At 72.4% G+C, this 23363-nt stretch carries 22 protein-coding genes and 3 pseudogenes; 13 read left to right on the top strand and 12 right to left on the bottom strand.

Annotated elements, in window-relative coordinates; translation table 11 throughout:
- Positions 1–2 precede the first annotated feature (2 nt).
- Positions 3–941 carry a metallophosphoesterase gene (locus tag AB1046_RS14630; protein ID WP_369370037.1) on the top strand — a complete coding sequence of 313 codons (939 nt, stop codon included), beginning with the start codon at positions 3–5 and terminating at the stop codon, positions 939–941.
- 28 nt (positions 942–969) lie between these two features.
- Here the strand turns inward: AB1046_RS14630 and AB1046_RS14625 are convergent, their stop codons facing one another.
- The 4 genes from AB1046_RS14625 to AB1046_RS14610 form a co-directional block, all read right to left on the bottom strand.
- Entirely contained in the window at positions 970–1647 is a 678-nt protein-coding gene (locus AB1046_RS14625; protein WP_119141697.1) for a Crp/Fnr family transcriptional regulator, read from the bottom strand.
- A 159-nt stretch (positions 1648–1806) separates the two neighbouring features.
- On the bottom strand, positions 1807–2922 hold the full coding sequence (locus tag AB1046_RS14620) for a bifunctional 2-methylcitrate synthase/citrate synthase (RefSeq protein WP_369370036.1): 1116 nt from the start codon (positions 2920–2922) through the stop codon (positions 1807–1809).
- 62 nt (positions 2923–2984) lie between these two features.
- Complete coding sequence (gene prpB / locus AB1046_RS14615) at positions 2985–3890, bottom strand: methylisocitrate lyase (protein WP_369370035.1); 906 nt, start codon at positions 3888–3890, stop codon at positions 2985–2987.
- Entirely contained in the window at positions 3890–5422 is a 1533-nt protein-coding gene (locus tag AB1046_RS14610; protein ID WP_369370034.1) for an MmgE/PrpD family protein, read from the bottom strand. Before AB1046_RS14610 ends, prpB begins: the two co-directional genes overlap by 1 nt.
- Before the next feature lie 144 nt (positions 5423–5566).
- Between AB1046_RS14610 and nth the strand changes: the two genes are divergently transcribed.
- Positions 5567–6343: an endonuclease III gene (nth, locus tag AB1046_RS14605; RefSeq protein ID WP_369370033.1), complete on the top strand. Its 777-nt coding sequence runs from the start codon at positions 5567–5569 to the stop codon at positions 6341–6343.
- 4 nt (positions 6344–6347) lie between these two features.
- Here nth and AB1046_RS14600 read toward each other — a convergent pair whose 3' ends face one another.
- Both AB1046_RS14600 and AB1046_RS14595 read right to left on the bottom strand, forming a co-directional pair.
- Positions 6348–7307 carry an alpha/beta fold hydrolase gene (locus AB1046_RS14600; protein ID WP_369370031.1) on the bottom strand — a complete coding sequence of 320 codons (960 nt, stop codon included), beginning with the start codon at positions 7305–7307 and terminating at the stop codon, positions 6348–6350.
- Between the two features lie 212 nt (positions 7308–7519).
- Positions 7520–8200: pseudogene (locus tag AB1046_RS14595) on the bottom strand (winged-helix domain-containing protein); the annotation flags it as partial.
- 298 nt (positions 8201–8498) lie between these two features.
- Between AB1046_RS14595 and AB1046_RS14590 the strand changes: the two are divergent.
- The 3 genes from AB1046_RS14590 to AB1046_RS14580 all read left to right on the top strand — a co-directional run bounded on the left by AB1046_RS14590 (position 8499) and on the right by AB1046_RS14580 (position 10180).
- Entirely contained in the window at positions 8499–9239 is a 741-nt protein-coding gene (locus tag AB1046_RS14590; protein ID WP_369370029.1) for a hypothetical protein, read from the top strand.
- A 66-nt stretch (positions 9240–9305) separates the two neighbouring features.
- The gene (locus tag AB1046_RS14585) at positions 9306–9743 is read left to right on the top strand and encodes a TlpA family protein disulfide reductase (RefSeq protein ID WP_369370028.1); all 438 of its coding nucleotides are present in this window, start codon (positions 9306–9308) and stop codon (positions 9741–9743) included.
- Positions 9740–10180, top strand: a complete 441-nt coding sequence (locus tag AB1046_RS14580; RefSeq protein ID WP_369370027.1) for a DUF4395 domain-containing protein — start codon at positions 9740–9742, stop codon at positions 10178–10180. Before AB1046_RS14585 ends, AB1046_RS14580 begins: the two co-directional genes overlap by 4 nt.
- 26 nt (positions 10181–10206) lie before the next feature.
- On the opposite strand, the gene AB1046_RS14575 is transcribed toward AB1046_RS14580, so the two are convergent.
- Positions 10207–10566, bottom strand: a complete 360-nt coding sequence (locus tag AB1046_RS14575) for a DsrE family protein (RefSeq protein WP_369370026.1) — start codon at positions 10564–10566, stop codon at positions 10207–10209.
- Positions 10567–10718: 152 nt separating this feature from the next.
- On the opposite strand from AB1046_RS14575, the pseudogene AB1046_RS14570 reads away from it, so the two are divergent.
- The 7 genes and pseudogenes from AB1046_RS14570 to dtd all read left to right on the top strand — a co-directional run.
- A pseudogene (locus AB1046_RS14570) lies at positions 10719–10853 on the top strand (heme-binding beta-barrel domain-containing protein); the annotation flags it as partial.
- Positions 10854–10942: 89 nt separating this feature from the next.
- Entirely contained in the window at positions 10943–11335 is a 393-nt protein-coding gene (locus AB1046_RS14565) for an FABP family protein (protein ID WP_369370025.1), read from the top strand.
- Positions 11336–11424: 89 nt separating this feature from the next.
- Positions 11425–12575, top strand: a pseudogene (locus AB1046_RS14560) (folate-binding protein YgfZ).
- A 31-nt stretch (positions 12576–12606) separates the two neighbouring features.
- Entirely contained in the window at positions 12607–13722 is a 1116-nt protein-coding gene (locus tag AB1046_RS14555; protein ID WP_369370024.1) for an FUSC family protein, read from the top strand.
- 53 nt (positions 13723–13775) lie between these two features.
- Positions 13776–14111, top strand: coding sequence for a DUF2516 family protein (locus AB1046_RS14550; protein WP_369370023.1), 336 nt, complete (start codon positions 13776–13778; stop codon positions 14109–14111).
- Between the two features lie 8 nt (positions 14112–14119).
- Positions 14120–15178: an asparaginase gene (locus AB1046_RS14545; protein WP_369370022.1), complete on the top strand. Its 1059-nt coding sequence runs from the start codon at positions 14120–14122 to the stop codon at positions 15176–15178.
- Positions 15175–15600 carry a D-aminoacyl-tRNA deacylase gene (dtd, locus tag AB1046_RS14540; protein WP_369370021.1) on the top strand — a complete coding sequence of 142 codons (426 nt, stop codon included), beginning with the start codon at positions 15175–15177 and terminating at the stop codon, positions 15598–15600. Before AB1046_RS14545 ends, dtd begins: the two co-directional genes overlap by 4 nt.
- A gap of 31 nt (positions 15601–15631) precedes the next feature.
- On the opposite strand, the gene AB1046_RS14535 is transcribed toward dtd, so the two are convergent.
- From AB1046_RS14535 to AB1046_RS14515, 5 genes are all read right to left on the bottom strand, one after another.
- On the bottom strand, positions 15632–17917 hold the full coding sequence (locus tag AB1046_RS14535; protein WP_369370020.1) for a LuxR C-terminal-related transcriptional regulator: 2286 nt from the start codon (positions 17915–17917) through the stop codon (positions 15632–15634).
- 304 nt (positions 17918–18221) lie between these two features.
- On the bottom strand, positions 18222–19181 hold the full coding sequence (locus tag AB1046_RS14530; protein WP_369370019.1) for an ABC transporter substrate-binding protein: 960 nt from the start codon (positions 19179–19181) through the stop codon (positions 18222–18224).
- Between the two features lie 36 nt (positions 19182–19217).
- A complete protein-coding gene (gene mdlC / locus AB1046_RS14525) occupies positions 19218–20630 on the bottom strand; it encodes a benzoylformate decarboxylase (protein ID WP_369370018.1) in 1413 nt (470 codons plus the stop codon).
- The gene (locus tag AB1046_RS14520) at positions 20627–20827 is read right to left on the bottom strand and encodes a thiamine pyrophosphate-binding protein (protein WP_369370017.1); all 201 of its coding nucleotides are present in this window, start codon (positions 20825–20827) and stop codon (positions 20627–20629) included. Before AB1046_RS14520 ends, mdlC begins: the two co-directional genes overlap by 4 nt.
- Before the next feature lie 10 nt (positions 20828–20837).
- Positions 20838–22292: an aldehyde dehydrogenase family protein gene (locus AB1046_RS14515; protein WP_369370016.1), complete on the bottom strand. Its 1455-nt coding sequence runs from the start codon at positions 22290–22292 to the stop codon at positions 20838–20840.
- 140 nt (positions 22293–22432) lie between these two features.
- Here AB1046_RS14515 and AB1046_RS14510 point away from each other — a divergent pair, with 140 nt between their 5' ends.
- Positions 22433–23350, top strand: coding sequence for a helix-turn-helix domain-containing protein (locus tag AB1046_RS14510; protein ID WP_369370015.1), 918 nt, complete (start codon positions 22433–22435; stop codon positions 23348–23350).
- Positions 23351–23363 lie beyond the last annotated feature (13 nt).

Here is a 23363-nt window from a genome sequence, read left to right as displayed (position 1 = left end):
ACATGGGCACGCTGGGTAACGTCGGCAAGGCCCTCGGGATCGCCGGGGCTGTCGCCGTCGCCGGGATCGCCTACGCGCACGTCGAGACGAAGCTCTTCCGCGTGCGGCGGGTCACCGTTCCGCTGCTGCCCCCTGGCCAGCGGCCGATCCGGGTGCTGCACTTCTCCGACCTGCACCTCACGCCGAGCCAGCGCACCAAGCAGGCCTGGGTGCGGTCGCTGGCCGCGCTCGAACCCGACCTGGTGATCAACACCGGTGACAACTTCGGGCACCCGGAGGCACTTGCCCCGCTGCTCGACGTACTGGGGCAGCTGATGGACGTCCCCGGGGCGTTTGTCATGGGCTCGAACGACTACTACGCGCCGACCTTCAAGAACCCCGCCCGGTACCTGCTCTCGGACGCTCGCGTCGAGCGTGAGGACAAGGTGCCGCTGCCCTCGGACTCGCTCGCCAAGGCGTTCACCTACGCCGGCTGGGTGGACCTGGACAATCAGCGGGGCCTGGTCGAGCTGCGCGACGGTCGCACGGTCGGGCTGGTCGGCATGGACGATCCGCACCTCGAACTGGACGTCATGCCCGAGCCGGGCCGGGCGCCCGGTGAGGAGGACGCGGTGCTGCGCCTCGGCGTTGTGCACGCGCCGTACAAGCGGGTGCTGAACCAGCTCAAGGACGACGGTGTCGACGCCATCATCGCCGGCCACACGCACGGCGGGCAGCTCTGCCTGCCGTTCTACGGCGCGCTCGTGACGAACTGCGACCTGGACCGTGGCCGGGCGTCCGGCCTGCACGGCTGGCCCGGCCCGCGGCCGGACCGGGAGGGCGGCGAGGACTCGACGTGGCTGCACGTCTCGGCGGGGGCGGGCACGTCGCCCTACGCACAGGTCCGCTTCGCCTGCCGCCCGGAGGCGACCCTGATGACGCTGACGGCGGCGCCGAGGTAGGACCAGCGGTTCTACCCCGGCGAACGGGTCAGCGCGCCCTGCGCTCCAGCCGGTCCAGGTCCAGCAGCACCACTGCCCGGCCCTCGCGGCGGACCCAGCCACGGGTCGCGAAGTCGGCCAGGGCCTTGTTCACGGTCTCGCGCGAGGCGCCGACGAGCTGCGCCAGCTCTTCCTGAGTGAGGTCGTGCGCCACGCGGATGCCGTCGTCGTTGGGCTCGCCGAACCGGGTCGACAGGTCCAGCAGCGCCTTGGCCACGCGGCCCGGGACGTCGGAGAACACGAGGTCCGCGAGCGTCTCGTTGGTGCGCCGAAGGCGGCGCGCGAGCGCGCCGAGGAGCTGGGTGGCCACACCGGGGTGGTCGGCGATCCAGCGCACGAGCGAGTCGTGCCGCAGCTCGTAGACCACGGAGTCGGAGACGGACGAGGCCGAAGCGGTCCGGGGGCCCGGGTCGAACAGGGAGAGCTCCCCGAACATCTCGCCCGGCCCCAGGATCGACAGCAGGTTTTCGCGGCCGTCGCTCGACCGGCGACCCAGCTTGATCTTGCCCTGTGCAATGACATAGAGCCGGTCGCCCGGCTCGCCCTCGCGGAAGAGCACGTCACCCCGGACCAGCTCCACGGGCACCATGGACTCGAAGAGCGCGCGCGTCTCCTCGCCTTCCATGTCCGCGAAGAGGGGGGCAGAGAGTACGACTTCGTCGTCCACCAGCGGTGTCCTCACGTGTCGGGGACTTTCGTCCATCAGTCTTTCCACCTCTCAGTCTGCCTCAATGTCACGAGATTGCCCGGGTCAGAGGCCAGGACGCCCGTCCGTAAATCCTAGGGGTGTCACCTGGGATTTCGTGACGGGCGTCCCGAACGGGCCTTAGGGAACCTCGCGCTGCTCCGGCCCGACGTACTCGCACACCGGTCGGATCAGGGCGTTCGCGGCGCGCTGCTCCATGACGTGCGCCGTCCAGCCGGTGATACGGGAGGCCACGAACAGCGGCGTGAAGATGTTCGTGTCGAACCCCATGAGGTGGTACGCCGGACCGGCCGGGTAGTCGAGGTTCGGCTTGATGTTCTTGGCCGCGCCCATGGCGTTCTCGAGGGTGTTGTACAGGTCCAGCACCTCGGTCTGGCCGTAGTGCTCGGCGAGGTCGCCGAGCACTGCCCGCATGGTCGGTACCCGCGAGTCGCCGTTCTTGTAGACCCGGTGGCCGAAGCCCATGATCTTCTTCTTGTTCGCCAGCGCGTCCTCGAGCCAGGCCTCGGCCTTGTCGGCCGTGCCGATCTCCTCGAACGTCTCCTGCACTGCTTCGTTCGCGCCGCCGTGCAGCGGGCCCTTCAGCGCGCCGATGGCGCCCGTGACTGCCGAGTGCAGGTCGGCGAGCGTCGAGGTGATGACACGCGCGGTGAACGTGGACGCGTTGAACGAGTGCTCCGCGTACAGCACCATCGAGGCTTCGAAGGCCTGCACGACGGCGGGCTCCGCCTCCTTGCCGAACGTCATCCACAGGAAGTTCGCGGAGTAGCCGAGGTCCTCGCGCGGGTGTACCAGGTCCTCGTTGTGCCGACGGCGCTGGTCCAGGGCGACGACGGCGGGCAGGACCGCCCACAGCCGCAGCGCCTTGGCCAGCTCCGCCTCGACCGAGGAGTCCTCGGCCTGCGGGTCGTGGGCGCCCAGGATCGAGACCGCTGTGCGGCACACGTCCATGGGGTGGCAGTCGGTGGGCAGCTCGAGGATCGCGTTGCGGACGTTGTCCGGCAGCTCGCGGTGCACCCGCTCGGTAGCCGTCTGCTCGGCCAGCTGGGCCGACGTCGGGAGCTCGCCGTGCCACAGCAGGTAGGCGACCTCCTCGAACGACTTCTTGGCGGCCAGCTCCTGTACCGGATAGCCCCGGTACAGCAGCGAGTTGGTCTCGGGATTGACCTTCGAGATCGCCGACGTGTCGGCGACGACGCCAGCCAGACCCTTACGGATCTCCGTGGTCTCGGGCATTGGCACTCCTTCGTGTCCTGGTGTTCGTGTCCGGGTAGTACGAGTCAGGGCTTGTTCTTACGTCAGGGCTTGTAGGTGAAGACGTTTGAGTCGAAGTGGTTGTACGCCGCGTAGTCGGTGAGCTCGTAGAGCCGTGCGCGGGTCTGCATCTGGGGCACCAGGGCATCCTGGGTGCCCGACGCCGAGATCTCCTCCAGCGCACGTTCCGCGGCGCCCATCGCGATGCGCAGCAGGGTGACCGGGTAGATCACGAGCTGCGCTCCGGCGTCGTGCAGCTGCTTGGTGGTGAAGAGCTCGGACTTGCCGAACTCCGTCATGTTGGCGAGGACCGGCACGTCGAGGGCCGAGGCGACCGCCTCGAACTCGGAGAGGTCCTTCATCGCCTCGGGGAAGATCGCGTCCGCCCCGGCGTCGACCAGGGCCTTGGCGCGGTCGATCGCGAGCCGCAGGCCGCGTTCGCCCGGCTCCGTACCGCGCACGTCGGTGCGTGCCATGACCAGGAAGTCGGGATCGCGGCGGCCGTCGACGGCGGCCCGGATGCGGCGGACGGCGTCGCCGAGCTCGACGACCTCCTTGCCGTCCAGGTGACCGCAGCGCTTGGGGTTGACCTGGTCCTCGATGTGGATGCCGGCCACGCCGGCGTCCTCCATGGTCTGGACCGTGCGGGCCACGTTCATGGGCTCGCCGAACCCGGTGTCGGCGTCGGCGAGCGTGGGCAGGTCAGTGACCCGGGCGATCTGCCCGGCCCGGCCGGCCACCTCGGTCAGGGTGGTCAGGCCGATGTCGGGCAGGCCGAGGTCCGCGGACAGCACTGCGCCGGAGACGTAGACGCCGTCGAACCCCTTGTCCTGGATCAGCTTGGCGCTCAGCGGGTTGAACGCCCCCGGGAGCTGCAGGATGTCCGGGCCGGCGAGGGCCTCGCGGAAGGCGCGGCGCTTCGCAGCCGGGGTGAGGTGGGAGTAGAGCATCAGGCACGCCCCAGCTCGAACAGGCCGCGCGGCGCCGCAACGGCCTCCAGCACCCCGGGCGCCGCGACGATCGTGAGCTCGCGGACCTCGGCGGGCGTGAGCTCCGGCAGCCGTTCGGCCAGGCCGAGGAAGCGCTCGATCTCGGCGTCCTCCAGCACGCCCGTTGCGAGGGTGCGGAACTTGCGCACGTAGTTCTCGCGGACGAACGGGCGAGCACCCAGCGGGTGGGCGTCGGCGACGGCGATCTCGCGTGTGACCACCTCACCCGAGGTGAGCGTGATCTCGACGCGGCCGCCGAACGCCTTCTCGGCCGGGTCGGTCGAGTGGTAGCGGCGGGTCCACTCCGGGTCCTCGGCGGTGGTGACCTTGCGCCACAGCTCGACCGTGTCGGCGCGCTGGGCGCGCGCCGGGGCGTAGGAGTCCACGTGGTGCCAGCCGCCGTCCTGCAGCGCGACCGTGAAGATGTAGGGGACCGAGTGGTCGAGGGTCTCGCGCGACGCAGTCGGGTCGTACTTCTGCGGGTCGTTCGCGCCCGAGCCGATCACGTAGTGCGTGTGGTGGCTGGTGTGCAGCACAATCGAGGCGATGTTCGCCGGGTCCCGCAGGTCCGGCCGCTCGTTCCCGAGCGCGCGGGCCATGTCGATGATCGCCTGCGCCTGGTACTCCGCGGAGTGCTCCTTGGTGTACGTGTCGAGGATGCCGGTGCGCGGCTCGCCGAGCTCGGGCAGCGTCACGTCGTAGGCGGCGTCGGGCCCGTCGAGGAGCCAGGCGACGACGCCGTCCTCACCCTCGTAGATGGGCTCGGGGGAGGTCTGGCCGCGCATCGCGCGGTCCACGGCCTCGATCGCGAGCTTGCCGGCGAAGGCCGGGGCGTGCGCCTTCCACGTGGAGATCTGACCCTTGCGGCTCTGCCGCGTGGCCGTCGTGGTGTGCAGGGCCTGGCCGATCGCCTGGAACACGGTCTCGGTGTCCAGCCCCAGCAGCGTGCCGATCCCGGCCGCGGCCGACGGGCCGAGGTGCGCCACGTGGTCGATCTTGTGCTTGTGCAGGCTGATGGTGCGGACCAGGTCGACCTGGATCTCGTACCCGGTCACGATGCCCCGCACCAGGTCCCGGCCGGCGCGGCCGGCGTGCTGCGCCACCGCGAGGATCGGCGGGATGTTGTCACCCGGGTGGGAGTACTCGGCGGCCAGGAACGTGTCGTGGAAGTCGAGCTCTCGCACGGCCACACCGTTGGCCCACGCCGCCCACTCGGGGCTGCTGGTCGCCTCCGGGGCCAGGCCGAAGACCGTGGAGCCGGGCGTGTACGGGTGCGCCTGGGCCTGCGACCGGGCGGCAACGGCGGGCCCGCGGGTCAGGCTCGCGGCCGCGACAGCGGCGTTGTCGATCACGCGGTTGATCACCATGTCGGTGACCTCGGGAGTCGGCTCGACGGCGTCCGTGGCGAGCTCCGCAAGCTTCCAGGCGAGCTGGTCGGTGCGCTTCAGCGGCTCGGCGGAGGGGTAGACGCGGAGGTGGTGCGTATACGGCATGGTGACTCTTCCTCGATTCACGTGGACCGTCGTGGGGTCCTTTGCGGCCTCGACCTTCTCATACTCGCCGTACCAGGTACACGGAGCCAAACCCGGATGGCCCCCACCAGCCCGATGTCAGTGAGGATCGTTAGTGTTGCTTCGGTGACCGTGAGCGAACGCGAACCAGAGAACGACACCAAGGATGAGCCGGAGAACCGGCTGGCGCTCGTGCGCCGGGCGCGGCGCATCAACCGTGAGCTCGCGGCGACCTACCCGGACGCCAGGGCGGAGCTGGACTTCACGACGCCCCTGGAGCTGCTGATCGCGACGGTGCTCAGCGCGCAGACCACCGATGTCCGCGTCAACGCGACCACGCCGGAGCTGTTCGTGATGTACCCGGACGCCCAGGCGTACGCGGAGGCGGACCCGGACGAGCTCGAGGAGATCCTGCGGCCGCTCGGCTTCTTCCGCGCCAAGGCGCGGGCGGTGATCGGCCTGGGCCAGGCGCTGGTGGAGCGGTACGACGGCGAAGTTCCGGGGCGGCTGAAGGATCTGGTGACCCTGCCCGGGGTCGGGCGCAAGACAGCGAACGTGGTGCTCGGCAACGCGTTCGGCGTCCCGGGGATCACCGTGGACACCCACTTCGGGCGGCTGGCCCGTCGCCTGGGCCTCACCGACCAGGAGGACCCGGTGAAGGTCGAGGTCGAGGTGGGCGAGCTCTTCCAGAAGAAGGACTGGACCATGCTCAGCCACCATCTCGTCTGGCACGGCCGGCGGGTGTGCATCGCCCGCAACCCGGCGTGCGGGGCGTGCAGCATCGCGCACCTGTGCCCGTCCTACGGCGCGGGTGAGACCGACCCCGGCAAGGCGGCGAAGCTGGTCCGCCCGGCGCCGCAGCGCTCGGCGTCGGCCGGCCTGCCCCTCGTGGCGCCGCGGTAGCCGGCTACCGCGGCGCGGGTGCGACGCGGGCGAGCCAGTTCAGCAGTAGACGATTGACCTCGTCCGGGGCTTCCTCGGGCAGGTAGTGGCCGGCGCCGGGGATCAGCTCGTAGCGCAGGTCCGGTGCGAGGTACATCGCATCCAGGTCGGCGCGATCGGGCCGCACGATCCCGTCGCGGCCGCCGTGCACCTGCAGGGCAGGGACGCCGAGCGGGTGGCGCAGCGCCGTGCCGAACCGCCGCCCGTCCATCCGGGGGGTGGACCGCACCGCCCAGCGCAGCGCCTCAGCGGCCGAGTGCGCGGCGAACGGGATGCGCATGACGGTCTTGTACAGCTCCACCACGTCGGCGGGCAGCGGGCTGGCCGCGCCCAGCGCGAGGGTGCGTTCCACCAGGTCGCCCCGGAGGAGTGCCCGTTCGGGCAGCGTCGGGACCTGCAGGTAAGCGAGCTCGCGCAGGGCCGCCGTCGTGAAGGCCGCGCGGCTGCTCAGGCGGGTCCGGGCCGGGTGCGGGCTGGACAGCGCGGCAACCGCCGTCGTCGCGCCGGGATACAGGGCGGCCACGGCCCAGGCGAGCGTGCCGCCCGTGCCGTGCCCTACCACCACGGCGGTCTCGCGTCCGAGGGAACGGACCACGCCCGCCACGTCCGACGCCCGTGCCGGCACCGCATAACCTGACGGCGGCTTGTCCGAACCGCCGACCCCGCGCACGTCCATCGCCGCGACGCGGTACCCGGCGTCGGCCAGCGCGGGGATCTGTGCCCGCCAGGCCCACCAGAACTCGGGGTAGCCGTGCAGCAGCAGCACCAGCGGCGCGGAACGGTGGTCGGGGCCGGCAACCGCGACGTGGAACCGCGAACCGCCCGACGAGACGAACTCGTGCTGCCACGGCCCCTCGACGAGGGCACAGGTGTAGTCGCTGGTGGCTGCCGTGCGGACGGCCGGTTTGGCCGAGAGTGCGGTCACGGGTAAGAACCTACGCGCTCGCCGGTTGGTCTGCGCGGCGCTCAGTGCCCCGTTTGCGCGACGCTCTTCTCGCCGGTCCCCGCGCTGGGGTCGTCGGCGGGCTTGGCGTCGTCCGGCGCCGGAGCGACGCTCGCCGCGGAGATCTCGGCCGGAGCGCTCACCGAGCTGATCGCGGGCGCGGCGACGACCGCCGCGGGAACCTCCTCGGTCGGACGCTGCTCCTTGGGCGGGTCGAACCGGTAGCCGACGTTGCGCACGGTGCCGATGAGCTGCTCGTGCTCCGGGCCGAGCTTGGCGCGCAGGCGCCGCACGTGGACGTCCACGGTGCGTGTGCCCCCGTAGTAGTCGTAGCCCCAGACCTCCTGCAGCAGCTGGGCGCGGGTGAAGACGCGGCCCGGGTGCTGGACCAGGTACTTGAGGAGCTCGAACTCCTTGTAGGTCAGGTCGATGGGGCGGCCGCGGAGCCGGGCGGTGTACCCGCCGGCGTCGATCGCGAGCTCGCCCGCGGAGATCTCCTGCTGCGACTCCTCGGCCGGGCCGCGCGCCGAACGCTCGATCACGAGGCGTAGGCGGGCCTCGACCTCGGCGGGGGAGGCGGTCTCCAGCAGCAGGTCGTCAGCACCCCACTCGTGGGTCACGACGGTGAGGCCGCCCTCGGTGAGGATCAGCACGAGGGGCACGGTAAGGCCGGTGGCGTGCAGCAGCCGGCAGGTGGTGCGGGCCGCGACCAGGTCGCGGCGAGCATCGAGCAGGACTACGTCCGCATCCGGGGCGTCGACCAGCGCCGATGGCTCCATAGGGAGCACCCGCACCCGGTGGGACAGGAGCCCCAGTGCAGGCAGTACATCGGCCGACCCGCCGGTGGCGGGTGTGAGGATCAACAGCTCTGCCATTGACGCACCTCCTCTCGGAACCGGCGTCTTGCAACCGTCCCTGGCTCGGGTCTCGCGGTAGCGAGACGTCCCGTCGCGTCCAACTGGCTTTGCGGAAGTCTGCCCTGTTGCTTGTTGCGAGCATGTTACACGCCCTTTTCTTAGGCACCACCATGCTGGTCAGCACCCGTGACGCTCACATGAAGCGAGTGGCGCTCGTCTCGTTCTGGCGCGGGATATGGCCGGGATCTAGCGGGGATCTGGCCCGTGCGGTGCTGCGATTGAAGGAACCAGGCCTGTCTCTGGGAAACTCGGGGGCGTGTCCGTATCCACCCGCGCCGTGCTGACCGCTGTGCTCGCAGCCGTCGTCGCCGCTGCGTCCTTCGTCCAGCCCCAGCCGTTGTCCCTCGTGGCGGCGGTAGTGGTCCTGGTGGTTCTCGTCGCGCTGGGCTGGCCGTCGCTGCTGCGGCTGCCCGCGCCGGGGAGCACGCGGGTGGTCGTGGCGCTCTGCGGCGTCGGCGGCGCGGCCGTCACCTACTTCACGCAGGGCGAGCCGGTGCTGCGCCACCTGCCGACGGTGCTGGCGGGCGCGGTGGTGCTCGCCTTCATCGCGCAGATGCTGCGCCGGGACGGGCGGCCCCAGCTGACCGAGTCGGTGTCGGGCACCGTGGCCGGCGTCGTCGCGGCCGTCGCCGCGTCCGGCTGGATAGCCGCCGGCCGGTCCGACGCCGGGGCCGCGCTCGTGGTGACCAGCGCGGTCGCGCTGGCGGTCGCCGCGGCCGTGTCCGCCCTGCCGGTGCGCGGCTGGGTCGCGCTGGGGATCTCCGCGATCGCCGCCGTCGGGGTGGGCGGCGGGGCCGGGACGCTGCTGCCGAACATCGACACCGTGAGCGGTCTCTGGTGCGGGCTCGTCGCGGGTGTCGTCGTGGGGGCGCTGCACCTGCTGCTGGAGCGGTTGCCGTCCCGCGGCGCGCGGCTGGCCGGGCTCTCGGCGAGCGCGCTGCCCGTGGCGGTGTGCGGCATCCTCGTGTTCGTCGTCGGCCGGATGGTCATACTCTGAGACACCACAACCGAACACTTGTCTGGACGAGCAACTCACGGCATCGTGGGCTAAATGCTGGGACAGGTGATAGCACTGGTCGTGCTCGTACTGGGCACGGCCGCGCTCGGGGTGTGGTGGTCAGCACGTCAAGGTGCTGTGCACGCGCCCCGGGAGACGCCCGCCGGGATCGACTGGGCTTCGTCGGGCATCGCACTCGCCGACCGCGTGACCTTCGTGCAGTTCTCTGCCGAGGTGTGCGCCGCGTGCCGGTCGACGTCCCGGGTGCTGGGCGGCCTCACGGGTTCCGGCTCCGGCGTCGGGCACCGCGAGGTGCTCGTGGACGACCATCTTGACCTCGTGCGCACCCTGGGTGTGCTCCGCACCCCCACGGTCCTCGTGGTCGACGGCGGCGGGCGCGAGGTCGCTCGCATGAGCGGCGTCGTCTCCGACACCCAGGCACGGCAAGCTCTGAACCGGGTCCCCACTGTGGTGGCCGAAGCGGACGTGGAGGGTCAGTCATGACGGAGAACAAGGGGATCGACCCGCGTGGACCGCGCGTCGGCGCGAGCATCACGGCGGTGCTGCTGGCCGCCGTCGTACTGCTCGGTGCGAGCACCGCGGGGCTGTGGCTGCTTGCCTTCATCATGCTGAGCTTCTTGCTTGGCACGGTGCGCGGCGCCGAGGGCTCCTGGCAGGGTCTGCTGTTCAAGAAGTTCGTCCGGCCGCGGCTGAGCCCGCCGGCGGAGCTCGAGGACCGGCGTCCGCCGCGTTTCGCGCAGGGCGTCGGCCTCTTTGTCACCGCGGTGGGCGTGATCCTCGGCCTGTTCGGGGTGCTCCCGGCCGTGCCGATCGCGGCGGCGGTGGCGTTCGTCGCCGCGGCGCTGAACGCCGTCATCGGACTGTGCCTCGGGTGCGAGATGTACCTGCTGCTGCGCCGGACGGGCCTGGTCCGCGCCTGAGCGCCTGAGCGACGCGGCGCCCGGGTTCAGTAGACGATCGCCTGGGCGCCGTCCCGCAGGATCTCCTCGGTGAACAGCGCCGATCCCGCTATGCGGACGCCCGGGATCACGTCGGCCTCGGTGATGTCGCGGCGCGCGGCGCACTGGGTGCAGAGCGTGACGGTCCCGGCGGCCAGGACAACCTCCAGCAGGTCGGGCAGCGGCGTCGCGTGGTCGAGCGTGAGGTCGGCGCCCCGGCCGGGCAGGGCGAACCATGCCGACTCCCCGGTGAGCCAGAGACTCACCTCCGCCCCGGACGCCACCGCGGCGGCGGCGACGGTGAACGCCTGGTTGGTGGCCTCGGGCCGGTCCAGGCCTGCAGTGGTCTTGATCACGAGCTGGCGCATGCCGCCGACTCTAGGCCGTCGACGGTTAAGATCGGCGGCATGTCGATCCATGCCCTTGAGCTCATCTTCACCGGCCTCATCGTCGCCGTCGCCATAGCGGTCACCTGGTTCGCCGGCTACGTCGTCTACAAGCTGTACACCGGCCAGCGCTGATGACGTTCACCTTCCCTGACGGCCTCTCACCCGAGGTCTACCCGCTGGCCTGGCTGGTCGGCCGGTGGCGCGGCGAGGGTGTGATCGAGTACCCCGGCATCGGCAGGAAGACGTTCGTCCAGGACCTGGTCTTCGACCACGACGGCGGCCCGTACCTGCGGTTCGAGTCCACGCTGCGGGTGCTCGACGCCGCCGTCCCGGACAAGCTGCCCGACGACGGCGAGTGGCCGGCCCCGTGCCGGACCCGGTCGAGGCCCCGCTCCCGGACGCCGTCGAGGCGCCCGACGTCGCCACGGCCGGAACCGTCTGGTCCACCGAGACCGGCTACTGGCGCGTCTCCACGGACCGTCCCGAGGGGCTCGAGGACGACAAGCACGCTCTTGAGGTACTCGTGTCCGACGCCTCCGGGCGGGTCACGGTCTACATCGGCGCCGCCGGCAACGGGCGGATCGACCTGGCGTCGGACGCGATAGCGCGCACGTCGACGGCGTCCGAGGTGCGTGCGTCGAAGCGGCTGTACGGCCTGGTGCAGGGCCGCCTGCTGTGGGTGGAGGAGCTCGCCGCGTTCGGCGAGCCGCTGCGCTCGTACGCTTCGGCGGAGCTGGACCGGAAGTGATTGACGGACCTGCAGTAATTCTGCACCGGCAGTGAGATCCCGGGTGAGGGAATGCCTCGCCCGTCCACGACGCTGCACCTGAGGTGAGCATGGACTACGAGAGCCCCCTGTTCAGCCGGCACGGCGCGGTTGCCGCCGCCGGCCCGACGCCGGCATCGCCTGGCACTACGGCGACCCGACGGCCGAGCAGCGCGCGCTGTCGCGCGGCGGGGCGGTGGTCGACCAGTCGCACCTCGGTGTGGTGCGGGTCGCCGGGCCGGACCGGCTGAGCTGGCTGCACTCGATCACCTCGCAGCAGCTCGACGGCCTGGCCCCGCGCACCAGCACGGAGCTGCTCGTCCTCTCGCCGCAGGGCCACATCGAGCACGCGGCAGGCGTGGTCGACGATGGCGAGTCCACGTGGCTGATCACCGAGCGCGCGTCGGCCCCCGGCCTGGCCGGCTGGCTGGACCGCATGAAGTTCACGCTCCGCGTCGAGGTCACGGACGCCACGGACGAGTGGGCCGCGATCGGCGAGCCCGTCGCTGCTGAGGGTGCCGAGGGCGAACCGGTGACCTGGCACGACGCCTGGCCGAACGTCGCAGCCGGTGGAACGCGCTACGGGCCGCCCGAGTCCGAGCACCCCGGCGCGGCCCGGCCGTGGCGGCTGGTGCTCGTGCCCCGCGCCGACCTGGAGGCCGAGGTCGCCGCCCGCGAGGCCGCCGGCTGGCCGCTCGCCGGGACCTGGGCCACGGAGGCCCTCCGGGTCGAGGCCTGGCGCCCCCGCTACGCGCGTGAGGTCGACGAGCGCACCATCCCGCACGAGCTGGACTGGCTGCGCACCGCCGTCCACATCAACAAGGGCTGCTACCGCGGCCAGGAGACGGTCGCGCGCGTGCACAACCTCGGCCGGCCGCCGCGCCGGCTCGTCCTGCTGCACCTCGACGGGTCGCAGCACCTGCTCCCGGAGGCGGGCGCGGAGGTGCGCCTCCCGACGCCGGACGGCGGGGAAGGCAAGGTCGTCGGGACGCTCACCTCCATGGCCCGCCACCACGAGCTGGGGCCGATCGGCCTGGCCGTGCTCAAGCGCAACGTGCCCGAGGACGCCGAGCTCATGGTGTCCGGCGAGATCTCGGGCCAGGGCATCGAGGTGTCGGCGGCGCAGGAGATCGTCGTCCCGGGCGACGGTATGTCCGTCGATCGCCCGGAGTCGCACGGCCCGCTGACCCGAGGCCTCCGCGGCCCGACCAGCCTGATCTGACCCCGGGGGCGGGGGATGCGAGGATGCCCTCGTGAACTCCTTGCCGGGGCCAGCCGACGAGATGTGGCGCAAGGCGATGCGCACCCTCATGCTGCGCACCCGGCTGCGGCAGGGCTGGACCCGCGCAAGGGCGAGCCTCATCCCGATCGCGCAGGCATCGCTCGCCGCCGGGGTCGCATACCTGGTGGCGCGGTACGTGCTGGGGCACGAGCAGCCCTTCTTCGCGCCCGTCGCGGCGTGGGTGCTGCTCGGCTTCACCGCGCAGCGGGACGTCCGCCGGGTGTCCGAGATGGCCGTGGGCGTGGCCGTCGGCGTCGCCATGGGCGACCTGGTCGTGCACCTGATCGGGTCGGGCTGGTGGCAGCTCAGCCTCGTGCTGTTCTTCTCCGCGATCGCCGCGCGGTTCATCGACCGGGGTGCGCTCCTGGTCACGCAGGCGGGTGTGCAGGCGATCATCGTGGTGGGCCTGCCCTCGGTCTCCGGCGGGCCGCTCGGCCGGTGGACGGACGCGCTGATCGGCGGTGCGATCGCTCTGCTCGTCGCGCTGCTCACCCCGGGTGACACCCGGCGCCGCCCGCGCGCGCTTGCCGAGCGGGCAGTGACCGAGCTCGCCGAGACCCTGGAGACGCTCGCCCGCGGCATGCGCTCACGCGACCTGGACGACGTCCGCGCCGCCCTCGTGCTCGGCCGGGCCTCCGAACCGGTGCTCGCCGAGTGGCAGGAGGCCGCCCGAGACGCCCGCGAGCTGGCACGGATCTCCGTGGGGCGGATACACCGCGGCGAGCTCGCCCGGCTGGAGGAGCAGGCGGTGCTGGTCGACCGCGCGATGCGTTCCGTACGGGTCCTGGCCCGCCGCGTGGTCCCGGTGCTCGAAGGGGAGCACGACGTCCAGCCCGTGGCCGGCCTGATCGAGGGCTTCGCGACGGGTGTGCGGCAGCTCGCCTCCGACGTCGCCTCCGGGGGCGACGGCGCTCGCGGACGCGAGGCGCTGACCGGCGTGGCCGCCCAGGCGGACCCGCGGACCGTGGGCGAGGGCGACTGGCAGGTGCAGTCGCTGGTCATGCTCCTGCGGTCGCCCGTCGTCGACGCGCTGGAGGCCGCGGGCGCCTCCCCGGGCGAGGCCCGCGACGCCCTCCCCGAGCTGTGAGCTGTCCCGGTCCCGCGCAGAGGAACGCCCGGTCCGTGCCGTAGGCTCGCGCCGTGGGATTCTTGCAGTGGTTCGTGATGGCCGCGCTCGCGCTCGTGGTCTTTGTCGTCCAGGTCGTCGCGTTCGTCGACGCCGTCCGCCGGCCGGACAAGGGCTTCCGGGCGGAGGGACGCCTGTCGAAGGTCGCCTGGCTGGCGATCCTGGGCCTGGCCGCCGCCCTCGGTTTCCTCGGGCTGCCGCAGGGCTGGCTGCAGGGCGGGTTCATGTTCGGCTCCTTCCTCAACATCATCGCCGTGGCGCCCGCGATCATCTACTGGGTGAGCGTCCGGCCCCGCCTGCAGCCGTACGGCACCGGCAACAAGCCGCGCGGTCCCCAGAGCGGATGGTGACCGGCCGCATGTCCTCCCCGATGGCCCGGGCGACCGGTTCGTCGGGCAGTGCGCTCGACGGCGCCGCGCCGCTGGCCGAGGTGATCCGCGGCGACATGGTGGAGTCGGTGCACCTGGGACACCTGGTGGTGCTCGACCCGTCCGGCCGCCCGGTGGTCCAGGCGGGCAACCCGACCACGCCGATCTGGCCGCGCTCGTCGCTCAAGCCGCTGCAGCTCGTCGCGATGCTCCGCGCGGGCCTGGAGCTGCCGGACCGCCTGCTCGCGCTCGCGGCCGCGAGCCACAACGGCGAGCTCATCCACCTGGAGGGTGTGCTGCAGATCCTCGCCTCCGTGGGCCTGGGCATCGACGCGCTGCAGAACACCCCTGACCTGCCGCTGTACCCGCCGGCCGCGCTGGAGTGGCACATGGCGCCGCACGACGGCGGGCCGGGTCCGGCGTCGCTCGCGCAGAACTGCTCGGGCAAGCACGCGGCGATGCTCGCCACCTGCCTCACGCAGGGCTGGGACATCGAGACCTACCTGTCGCCCGAGCACCCGCTCCAGCGGGCCATCCGCGGCACCATCCTCGAGATGACCGGCGACGCCGAGCTTGTCATGCACACCACCGTCGACGGCTGCGGTGCGCCCCTGCTCTCCACCACCCTGCTGGGTCTGGCGCGCGCGTTCTCGACCCTGGGCGCCGCGCCCACCGTCGACCTCCGCTCGCACGAGGCGCGCGTCGGCCGCGCCATCTCTGCGCACCCCGACATGATGGGTGGGACGGGCCGGGACGTCACGCTCGCCATGCAGGCCGTGCCGGGCCTGGTTGCGAAGGACGGTGCCGAGGGCGTCTACGCCGCTGGGCTGCCCGACGGCTCGGCCCTGGCCTTCAAGGTGCTCGACGGCTCCGCCCGGTCGCGCCCGGCGATCCTCGCCGCCGCCCTGCGTGCGGCGGGTGCCGCAAGCCTGCCGGGCGTCTACCCGGGCGGGCTCGACGGGCTGGGCCGTGTGCCGGTGCTCGGTGGCGGGCGACCGGTCGGGGAGGTCCGGGCGGTCTTCGCCGACCCGTACGAGAGCCGCCGATGAGGGCGGTGCTCCAGCGGGTCACCCGCGCATCGGTGGTCGTCGACGGCGAGGTGGTCGGCGCCATCGACAAGCCGGGGATCCTGGCGCTGGTCGGCGTGACGCACGACGACGGCGCCGCCCAGGTCGAGACGATCGCCCGCAAGATCGCCGACCTGCGGATCCTGCACGACGAGAAGTCCGTGGCCGACGTCGGCGCTCCGGTACTCGTCGTCAGCCAGTTCACGCTCTACGGCGACGCTCGCAAGGGGCGCCGCCCCACGTGGAACCAGGCGGCGCCCGGGCCGGTCGCCGAACCGCTCGTCGACGCCGTCGTGGCCGCGCTGCGGGAGCGCGGCCTGACGGTCGAGACGGGGCGGTTCGGCGCCGACATGCAGGTCGAGCTTGTCAACGACGGTCCGGTGACCATCCTGCTGGAGGCGTGAGGCCGGCGCCGGACCGGCGCCGGCCAGCGGCTCAGCCCCTCAGCGCCAGCACCGCCAGCTCCGTGCGGGAGCGCACCCCGAGCTTGCGGAAGACCCGCCCCAGGTGCACCTCCACGGTGCGGACCGACACGTAGAGGTTCGCGGCCACCTGCCGGTTCGTCCGGCCCTGCACCACGAGCCGCGCGACGTCGAGCTCCCGCTCGGTGAGCAGGCCGCTCCACTGCCCGCACGGTTCCTCCTCGGCGCCGGCGCCGGACGAGCCCGGCGCGTGCGGCCCGCTCGCTAGCTCGGCCGCAGCGGACCCGGCCGTGTCGCGACGTGCCCGGGCCGCGAGGTCGGAGACCCGGTTGGTGGTGTCGCCTGCCGCGCCGTTCGGGACCCGGCCGAGATCGCGGACCGAGCCGACCGAGCCGCCGCCCCCGACCCCGCCCGCCGAGCGGGCCGGGACCCGGCCCTCGGCTCCGGGCAGGAACCCCGGTGCCGTCAGCGCCTGCTCGGCGATGTGCTCCCAGGCCTTCGCGCCCGACTCTTCGAACAGCTCGTGCGCGCCGAGCAGGTGCGCCGCCGCCTCGCCGGGCAGGCCGAGGCGCGCGAAGGCGCGCGCCGCGACCAGCTCCGTGAGCCCGCGCTCGAACGTGGAGCCCACGCGGAGCGAGGCCTCGACCGCGCGTTCACGCGCCCGGTTGACGCCGGAGGCGTCGGCCAGGGCGAGCTCGGCGCGGGCGAGGTCGAGCCGACGGCGTCGGACCGGTCCGCCGGCGAACCCGGTACCTGTGCCCGAGCCGGCCAACGCCGAGCTGGACGGCCCGCCCGTGTAGCCGCCCCCCGGATCCGAACCGACCGACGGCAGCACGCGGAGCCGCAGGCGCTCGTGCGCACGGCGAGCCGCGCGGTCCTGACCGGCGAGCACCAGCAGCTCCACCGGGTCGGGGGTGGGCAGCCAGAGGCGGCGCAGGTCGTCGCCCCCACGCTCGGCGGCGAGCCCGAGCAGGGTCGCGGCCTCGACCCAGCGACCGGCGAACACGGCGGTCTGGGCCCGGTCGCCGAGCGTCGCCGCCCGCACCACCGGCGCCACCTGTCCGGAGATCGACGCCTCGAGCACGGCGGTCTGCCGGCTGAGGTGCCCCTCCCGGACCAGGTCGAGGCGGCGCGCGAGCGCGATCCCGAGCCCGCCGAACGCGAGGGCCACCGGCAGGCGTTCGATGGCGTCGTCGAGCACCGACGCCGCCTCGGTGATCTCGCCCAGGCGCAGCGCCAGGTACGCCTGCGCCACCCGCAGGTGCGCCTCCGCGAGCGGGGTCATGGCCTCGTCGGGCCCGTCGAACCACGAGCCCGCGGGGCGCGGGCGCGCGGGGGCCAGCTCCGCGACCTCGGACAGGATCGTCACGGCGTCCCCGGGAGCGCCGTCGAGCAGGCGGAGTGTCTTGCGTGCGGCGGTGAGTGCCGCGCGGTCGGGTCCGCAGGCGTCCTCGGGGACCACCGCGTCGGGGCGGCCGTCCAGGAGGGCGAGCGCGATGCTGAGCGCCCGGGCGGCGCCGGGTGCGCCGCCCGTGGCGCCACCGGGGGGTGAGCCGTTGTCGGAGGTATGGGTGGCCCGGCGCAGGTGCACGACGGCGTCGTGCACGTGCCCCGCCCACAGCGCCGCCCGGCCGGCCACCGCGAAGGCGCGGGCCCGGACGCGGTCGGTGCCGTGGCTGGCGGCCTCGCGCGCCACCTCGTGCGCGCGGTGGACGTCGCCGCGTGCGAGGTGCTGCTCGGCAAGCTCGACGAGGCCGTCCGCGAGCAGGGGGTCACCCGCGAGCGTGCTGAGCGAGGTGTGCCAGATGGCGATGAGTGGTTCGTCGGCCTTGCGGTGCACGGCGGAGAGTGCGACGTGGGCGGCGGTGCGGGTCGCGAGGTCGGCGTCCTCGTGCACTATCGAGCGGATGCGCGGGTGGTGGAACCGGAACCGGCCACCCACGAGATGGAGGTGCCGGCCGGCGGGGCCGGCCATGAGTGTGTCGATGTCGATGCCCGACGCTGCGAGCAGCACGTCGGTGCGGTCTACGACGGCGACAGAGGCGACGAGCAGCACGCGGCGTGCGTCGTCGTCGAGACCGAGTGGGCCTACGGCCTCTCGGACTGCACGTGCGGCAGGCAGCGGGTCCGGCATCATCGCCGTCCCGAGCAGATGCTCTTCGTCGAGCATCCGTGCTGTCTGGTCCACACATCCAGGTTCGTCACCCACCACTCGGCTGAGCGCGGACGCGACGCTGGGCGCCACGGTGCGGTCACCGAGGGAGAGCGGAAAAACGACTTGCTGCGGCAGCGCGGTCATCGTCGAGCCTCCCGGATTCGTTCACGGTGCTCGCAAGTATGACCGCCGAGTGTTTCACCCGCATCAACCTGAGCCCACGACTTTTGCTGCGGTACCGCTTCCGACCTGCCATGCTGCCCCACCGGCCGGACGAGGTACGTGATACCGCAGCAGGTTGTTACGGGTAGGAAGGTTTTGCGCCGAAACAACCCCGTGTGGTTGGCGAGGGTTCGCTACGTAGTCCCACCGTGTGGAATTCCCGTATTAGTTTTAACGCAGGTTTCCTTACTTTTGTCCGATTGGGCCGGATGAGGCCCAGCGGGGCCTACTGAGGCAGGATCGCGGCCACATCGGGCGCATTTTCGACTATCCCGTACCGCACAAGCGCCTCGCCGAGCTCCTCGGCAGCCGCCACGTTGAACTCCGTGCGGAAGACCGGAAGGTTCATCCTGGCCCGGGCGTCCTCGCTGATCTCGGTGTACGTGCCGACCACCGCGCGCACCGCCTCCGGGTCCTCGCCCGCGCGTTCGAGCGACCTGTTCATCGCCCGCGTGAACCGCTCCACGAGCTCGGGGTCCGACTCGATGGTCTCGGTCGTGGCGAAGTACCCGGCGATGTCCATGTCGGGGATCGCCTGATAGTTCCACGCCACGACGCGTGCGCCCTCGTCGCGGACCGCGGTGAGGAACGGCTCGACGATCATCGCGGCGTCGATGTTGCCGCTCGCGAGCGCTGCCGGCATGTCGGGGAACGGCAGCTCGACGTAGTCGATCCCGTTCGGGTCGCCGCCGTCCTGCTCCACCGCATAGCTCGCGGTGGCGCCGGTGATGTTGGACAGGTTGTTCACCGACACGGTCCGCCCCACCAGGTCGGCGGGCTGCTCGATGTCCGAGTCCTCGGGCACCACCACGGCGCCGAAGCCCTCCTCGGTGCCCTCGACCGAGGTCCCGTTGGTCACGTACCGCACGGGGAGCCCCTGGTCCTGGGCCACCATGAGCGACACCATGTTGGAGAACGCGAAGTCGTAGTCGCCGGACACGACGCCCGCCATCGAGGTGGCGCCGCCGTCCGTGGTCTCGATGGTGAGGTCGATCCCCTCCTCCTCGAAGAACCCCTCCTGGTCGCCGAGCCAGAGGGCTGCGGTGTCCGTGATCGGGATGACGCCGACCGTCACGGGCGTCAGGCTGTCCTCCGCGGGCGGCTCCTCACTACCTGAGCAGGCGGCGAGGGACAGTGCGATCGCGACGGCGGCCACGGCGGCCGCCGTCCTGGTTGTCTGGGCCATGAGCACTCCTTTGTGGGATGGCCCGCTCGCGCTAGCTCACGGCGCCAACGGGTCGGTCGGTGTGGTCGGAACCTCGATCAGGGTGGGTGCCTCGCTCGCCAGGGCTTCGGCCAGGGCCTCGCGCAGCTGTCCGACGTCGGACACCCGCCGCGCCGAGACCCCGTATCCCTGGGCCAGGGCGACGAAGTCGATCCCAGGGATGTCGATCCCGGGTGTGCCCGAGACCCCCATGTGGTTGACGAACGAGCGCAGCGCCGCGTAGGTCCCGTTGTTCAGGATCACGAAGACCACCGGCACCCGGTGCTGCGCCGCCGTCCACAGGGCGGTGATGCCGTAGTTGGCGGAGCCGTCGCCGACCAGCGCGACCACCCGCCGTCCTGGCTGGGCGAGCTGCACCCCGACGGCGGCGGGCAACCCGAACCCGAGCCCGCCCGCGGCGGGAAAGTAGTAGCTGCCCGGCAGGGTCAGGTCGAGGTGGTCGAACACCATCGCGGTGGTGGACGTGGACTCCTTGACGAAGATCGCGTCGTGCGGCGCCCCCTGCGCCACGGCGGCCAGAACGGTGGCGGGATCCAGCCGGCCCGAGCCGTCGTCGTCGGGCACGGGCGGCAGGTCGCGCGGATCGGGGGCCGGCCGGGCCGCGGGCGCTACGGCGTCTGACAACGCGCGCACCGCCTGCCCGATGTCGGCCACTATCGCGTCGCCCATCGGTGCCCGGGCCGCCTCGCCCGGGTCGCAGGTGATGTGCAGCAGGCGGGTGCCCTCGGGCAGGTAGTCGCCCGGCTCGTACTGGTGGTACCGGAACACGGGTGCGCCGATCACGACTACCAGGTCGTGCCCGGCAACGGCTCGCGCGATGCCGGCGATCGACGCCGGCAGCACACCCCGGAAGGCGGGGTGCCGCGTGGGGAAGGGGCAGCGGCTCGCCGACGGCGCGATCCACACCGGCGCGCTCAGCCGCTCGGCAAGTTGTACGACGCCGATCTCGGCACCGGCCCGGACCTGCGCCGTGTCGACGTCGGGCCCCAGCACCAGGACGGGGCTGCGGGCCGTGTCGAGCGCGGCGACCAGCTCCGCCAGGGTCTCGGGCGGCAGGCCGCCGGCCGTGCTCGTGTGCCGCGCGGCGAGGTGCGCGGCGGCGGCCCCGGCGTCCTGCGCCCAGTCGTCGTACGGCACCGAGACGTACACGGGCCCGGCGGGCGCCAGGGCCGCCAGGTGCGCGGCCTGGCTGATGGAGCGGGGGACGTCGCGGGCCGCGAGCGGCTCCGCCGACCACTTCACCAGCGGCCGGGCCAGCTCCGGCGCGCCGACGTTCGCCAGCATGACCTCGGCGCCCACCTGGTCCCGGACCTGCTGCCCCGCGGTGATCACCAGCGGGCTGTGCGCCACGACGGCATTGGTCAGCGCGCCCATCGCGTTGCCCGTGCCCGCCGCCGCGTGCAGGTTCACAAACGCCGCCGGCCCGAGGCCTGCGCGTAGCCGTCGGCCATGCCGACCACCGCGCCCTCGTGCAGGCCCAGGACGTACTCGAAGTCGTCTGGGAGATCGGCCAGGAACGGCAGCTCGTTCGAGCCGGGGTTGCCGAAGATGGTGGTCATCCCGTGGGCGCGCAGCACGTCGAGCGCTGCCTCGCGGACCGTCGTCATCCCCTGCTCCTCAGAACGGGTAGCGCTGGATCTGGGACTGCACCGTGACCCACTGGGTCTCGGTGAACGCCTCGATGTTGGCCTCGTGGCCGCCGAACCGGGCGCCGGTCCCGGAGGCGCCGGTGCCGCCGAACGGGGCGGGCGCCTCGTCGTCCACCGTCTGGTCGTTGATGTGCAGCACGCCGGTGTTGATGCGGTCGCCCAGCTCGAACGCCCCGAACGCGTCGCCGCTGAGGACCGCCACGGACAGGCCGTACTCGGAGGCGTTGACCAGGTCGATCGCCTCGTCGACGGAGTCGAACCGCAGCACCGGGGCGACCGGACCGAAGATCTCCTCGGTGAACGCGCGGTGCTCCGGGCGTACGCCGGACAGCACGGTGGGCCGGTAGAACAGGTCGTCGAACGTGCCGCCGGCCGCGAGCGTCGCGCCCGCTGCCACGGAGTCCGTGACAATCGAGTGCACCTTGTCGCGCTGGCCCGCGTCGATGAGCGGGCCCAGCGGGGCGCCCGTCGCGGGGTCGCCCACCGGGATCGCCGCAGCCTTCTTGGCCAGGATCCCCACGTACTCGTCGTAGATGTCCTCGTGCACCAGGTGCCGCCCGGTGGTCATGCAGATCTGGCCCTGGTGCAGGAACGAGCCCCAGGCTCCGGCGGACGCGGCGGCGGTGACGTCGACGTCGGGCAGCACCACCAGCGCGTTGTTGCCGCCGAGCTCCAGGTGGGCCCGCTTGAGCAGCCGCCCGGCCGTCTCGCCGATCTTGCGCCCCGCCGCGGTGGAGCCCGTGAACGAGATGACGGGGACCCGCGGATGCTCGACCAGCGCCGTGCCGGCCGCCACCCCGCCCGGGACCACGCTGAACACGCCCGCCGGAACGCCCGCCTCCTCCAGCACAGCGGCGAGGAACAGGCCGCCGGCCACCGAGGTGCGCGGGTCGGGCTTGAGCACTACCGCGTTGCCGAGGGCGAGCGCGGGCGCGACCGAACGCATAGCGAGGATGCCGGGAAAGTTGAACGGGGCGATGACGCCGACCACCCCGACGGGGCGGCGTCGGGCCAGCGACAGCCTGGGGTGACCCGAGGCGAGAAGCTGCCCGTACGGCATGGTGGCCGTGCCCGACGCGAGGTGGAGCTCGGCGGCGACCAGGCCCAGCTCGAACGCGGCCTTGCCCTGGCCGGACCCGGCCTCCTTGACCAGCCAGTCGACCAGCACGTCCTGGTGGGCTTCCAGTGCTGCCGCGGCCCTGCGCAGGATCGTCGCCCGCTCCTCGGCGGGTCGGCCCGCCCAGTCGTGCTGCGCCGCCACGGCCAGCGTGACTGCCTGGTCGACGTCGGCGGCCGAGCCCTCAGCGACCGTCGCCAGCTTCTCGCCGGTGGCGGGGGAGACCACGTCCACAGTGCTCCCCGTAGTGACCCAGCCGCCGATGTATGCGCGGCCGTCCCAGCCCGCCTGATCGAAGAACGCCATTGTTTCCGCCTTTCTGTGCAGGTGCCTCGCTTCGGACGCTAACAGCGCGCACCCCTGCCGCCGTCGGCGTTTTGTGCACTAGCATCCCCAGCACCGAGAGTGCTCCCGGAAGCGGGGGAGCGCGTGCATGGAGGCACACGGTGGCAGTTCTCGAGGTCGAGACCGCGGACGCGTGGGAGGACGTCGTCAGCAGCTGCTTCGTGCCCCTGAACTGCCTCGGGTTCGAGCCCGCCTTCCACGGCCGGATGGCGCACGCGGCCCTGGACGCGGGGCTGTCCGTGTCGCTCGTGACGACGTCCGGCACCAGCGCCGAGCGGTCCGCCCGGCTCGCGGCGCACGCCGGGAGCGACGACCTGCACCTGTCCCTGCAGCGGTCCGCGACCGGGCTGGTGTGTGCGGGCGGCCAGCGAGTCGCCGTCCGGAGCGGGTCCGTCTCCGTCTACGCGACCGATGCGCCGTACTACCTCGACTACTCGGCCCCGGGGCAGCAGCAGCTCATCGTGCAGGTCTCGCGGTCCTCACTGGGACTGCCGCGCGATCTGCTGGACGCGGCCCGACGTCGGCTCGCCGTGCCCGGCTTGGCGGCGGCGCGGACGCTGTTCGGGTTTGTGGCCGGTCAGGTGCCGGGGGGCGTGGGTGCTGACCTTTGGGTGGCCGACGCCGCCGTCGTCGCCCGGGACCTGGCCGTCGCGATGCTCCGGTCCTCCTTCGCGACGGCGCCCGTGCTGCCCCGGACGCCGGACGGGCTGCGGGTCGCGGTGCTCGACTTCGTGCGGGAGAACGCGGCCGAACCGACGCTCGACGTCGACGGGATCGCGCGCCGGCACTACGTGTCGCGGCGTCGGCTCTACGACCTGTTCGAGGCGCTGGGCACCACACCGGGGGAGCATCTGCGCGCGGTGCGGCTCCGGGCCGCGGCTGAGCGGCTGGCGGACCCGGCTGACCTGCGGACCGTCGCCGACATCGGATATGCCTGCGGGTTCGATGACGCCACGACGTTCACCAGGGCCTTCCGCCGGGTTTTCGGTGTAACTCCGCGAGAGTTCCGAGCGGGTTAAATTGCTCAGTGAA

The sequence above is a fragment of the Promicromonospora sp. Populi genome, assembly GCF_041081105.1.
GTDB lineage: Bacteria > Actinomycetota > Actinomycetes > Actinomycetales > Cellulomonadaceae > Promicromonospora.
Note: the sequence above shows the minus strand (reverse complement) of the source record. Positions and strands in the feature narration are given on the sequence as shown.

Excerpts from the sequence above, each read along its gene's own strand:
- AB1046_RS14630 (WP_369370037.1), top strand. The coding sequence starts at position 3 with ATGGGCACGCTGGGTAACGTCGGCAAGGCCCTCGGGATCGCCGGGGCT.
- AB1046_RS14620 (WP_369370036.1), bottom strand. The coding sequence starts at position 2,922 with ATGCCCGAGACCACGGAGATCCGTAAGGGTCTGGCTGGCGTCGTCGCC.
- prpB (WP_369370035.1), bottom strand. The coding sequence starts at position 3,890 with ATGCTCTACTCCCACCTCACCCCGGCTGCGAAGCGCCGCGCCTTCCGC.
- AB1046_RS14610 (WP_369370034.1), bottom strand. The coding sequence starts at position 5,422 with ATGCCGTATACGCACCACCTCCGCGTCTACCCCTCCGCCGAGCCGCTG.
- AB1046_RS14580 (WP_369370027.1), top strand. The coding sequence starts at position 9,740 with ATGACGGAGAACAAGGGGATCGACCCGCGTGGACCGCGCGTCGGCGCG.
- AB1046_RS14575 (WP_369370026.1), bottom strand. The coding sequence starts at position 10,566 with ATGCGCCAGCTCGTGATCAAGACCACTGCAGGCCTGGACCGGCCCGAG.
- AB1046_RS14545 (WP_369370022.1), top strand. The coding sequence starts at position 14,120 with ATGTCCTCCCCGATGGCCCGGGCGACCGGTTCGTCGGGCAGTGCGCTC.
- dtd (WP_369370021.1), top strand. The coding sequence starts at position 15,175 with ATGAGGGCGGTGCTCCAGCGGGTCACCCGCGCATCGGTGGTCGTCGAC.
- AB1046_RS14535 (WP_369370020.1), bottom strand. The coding sequence starts at position 17,917 with ATGACCGCGCTGCCGCAGCAAGTCGTTTTTCCGCTCTCCCTCGGTGAC.
- AB1046_RS14530 (WP_369370019.1), bottom strand. The coding sequence starts at position 19,181 with ATGGCCCAGACAACCAGGACGGCGGCCGCCGTGGCCGCCGTCGCGATC.
- AB1046_RS14520 (WP_369370017.1), bottom strand. The coding sequence starts at position 20,827 with ATGACGACGGTCCGCGAGGCAGCGCTCGACGTGCTGCGCGCCCACGGG.
- AB1046_RS14515 (WP_369370016.1), bottom strand. The coding sequence starts at position 22,292 with ATGGCGTTCTTCGATCAGGCGGGCTGGGACGGCCGCGCATACATCGGC.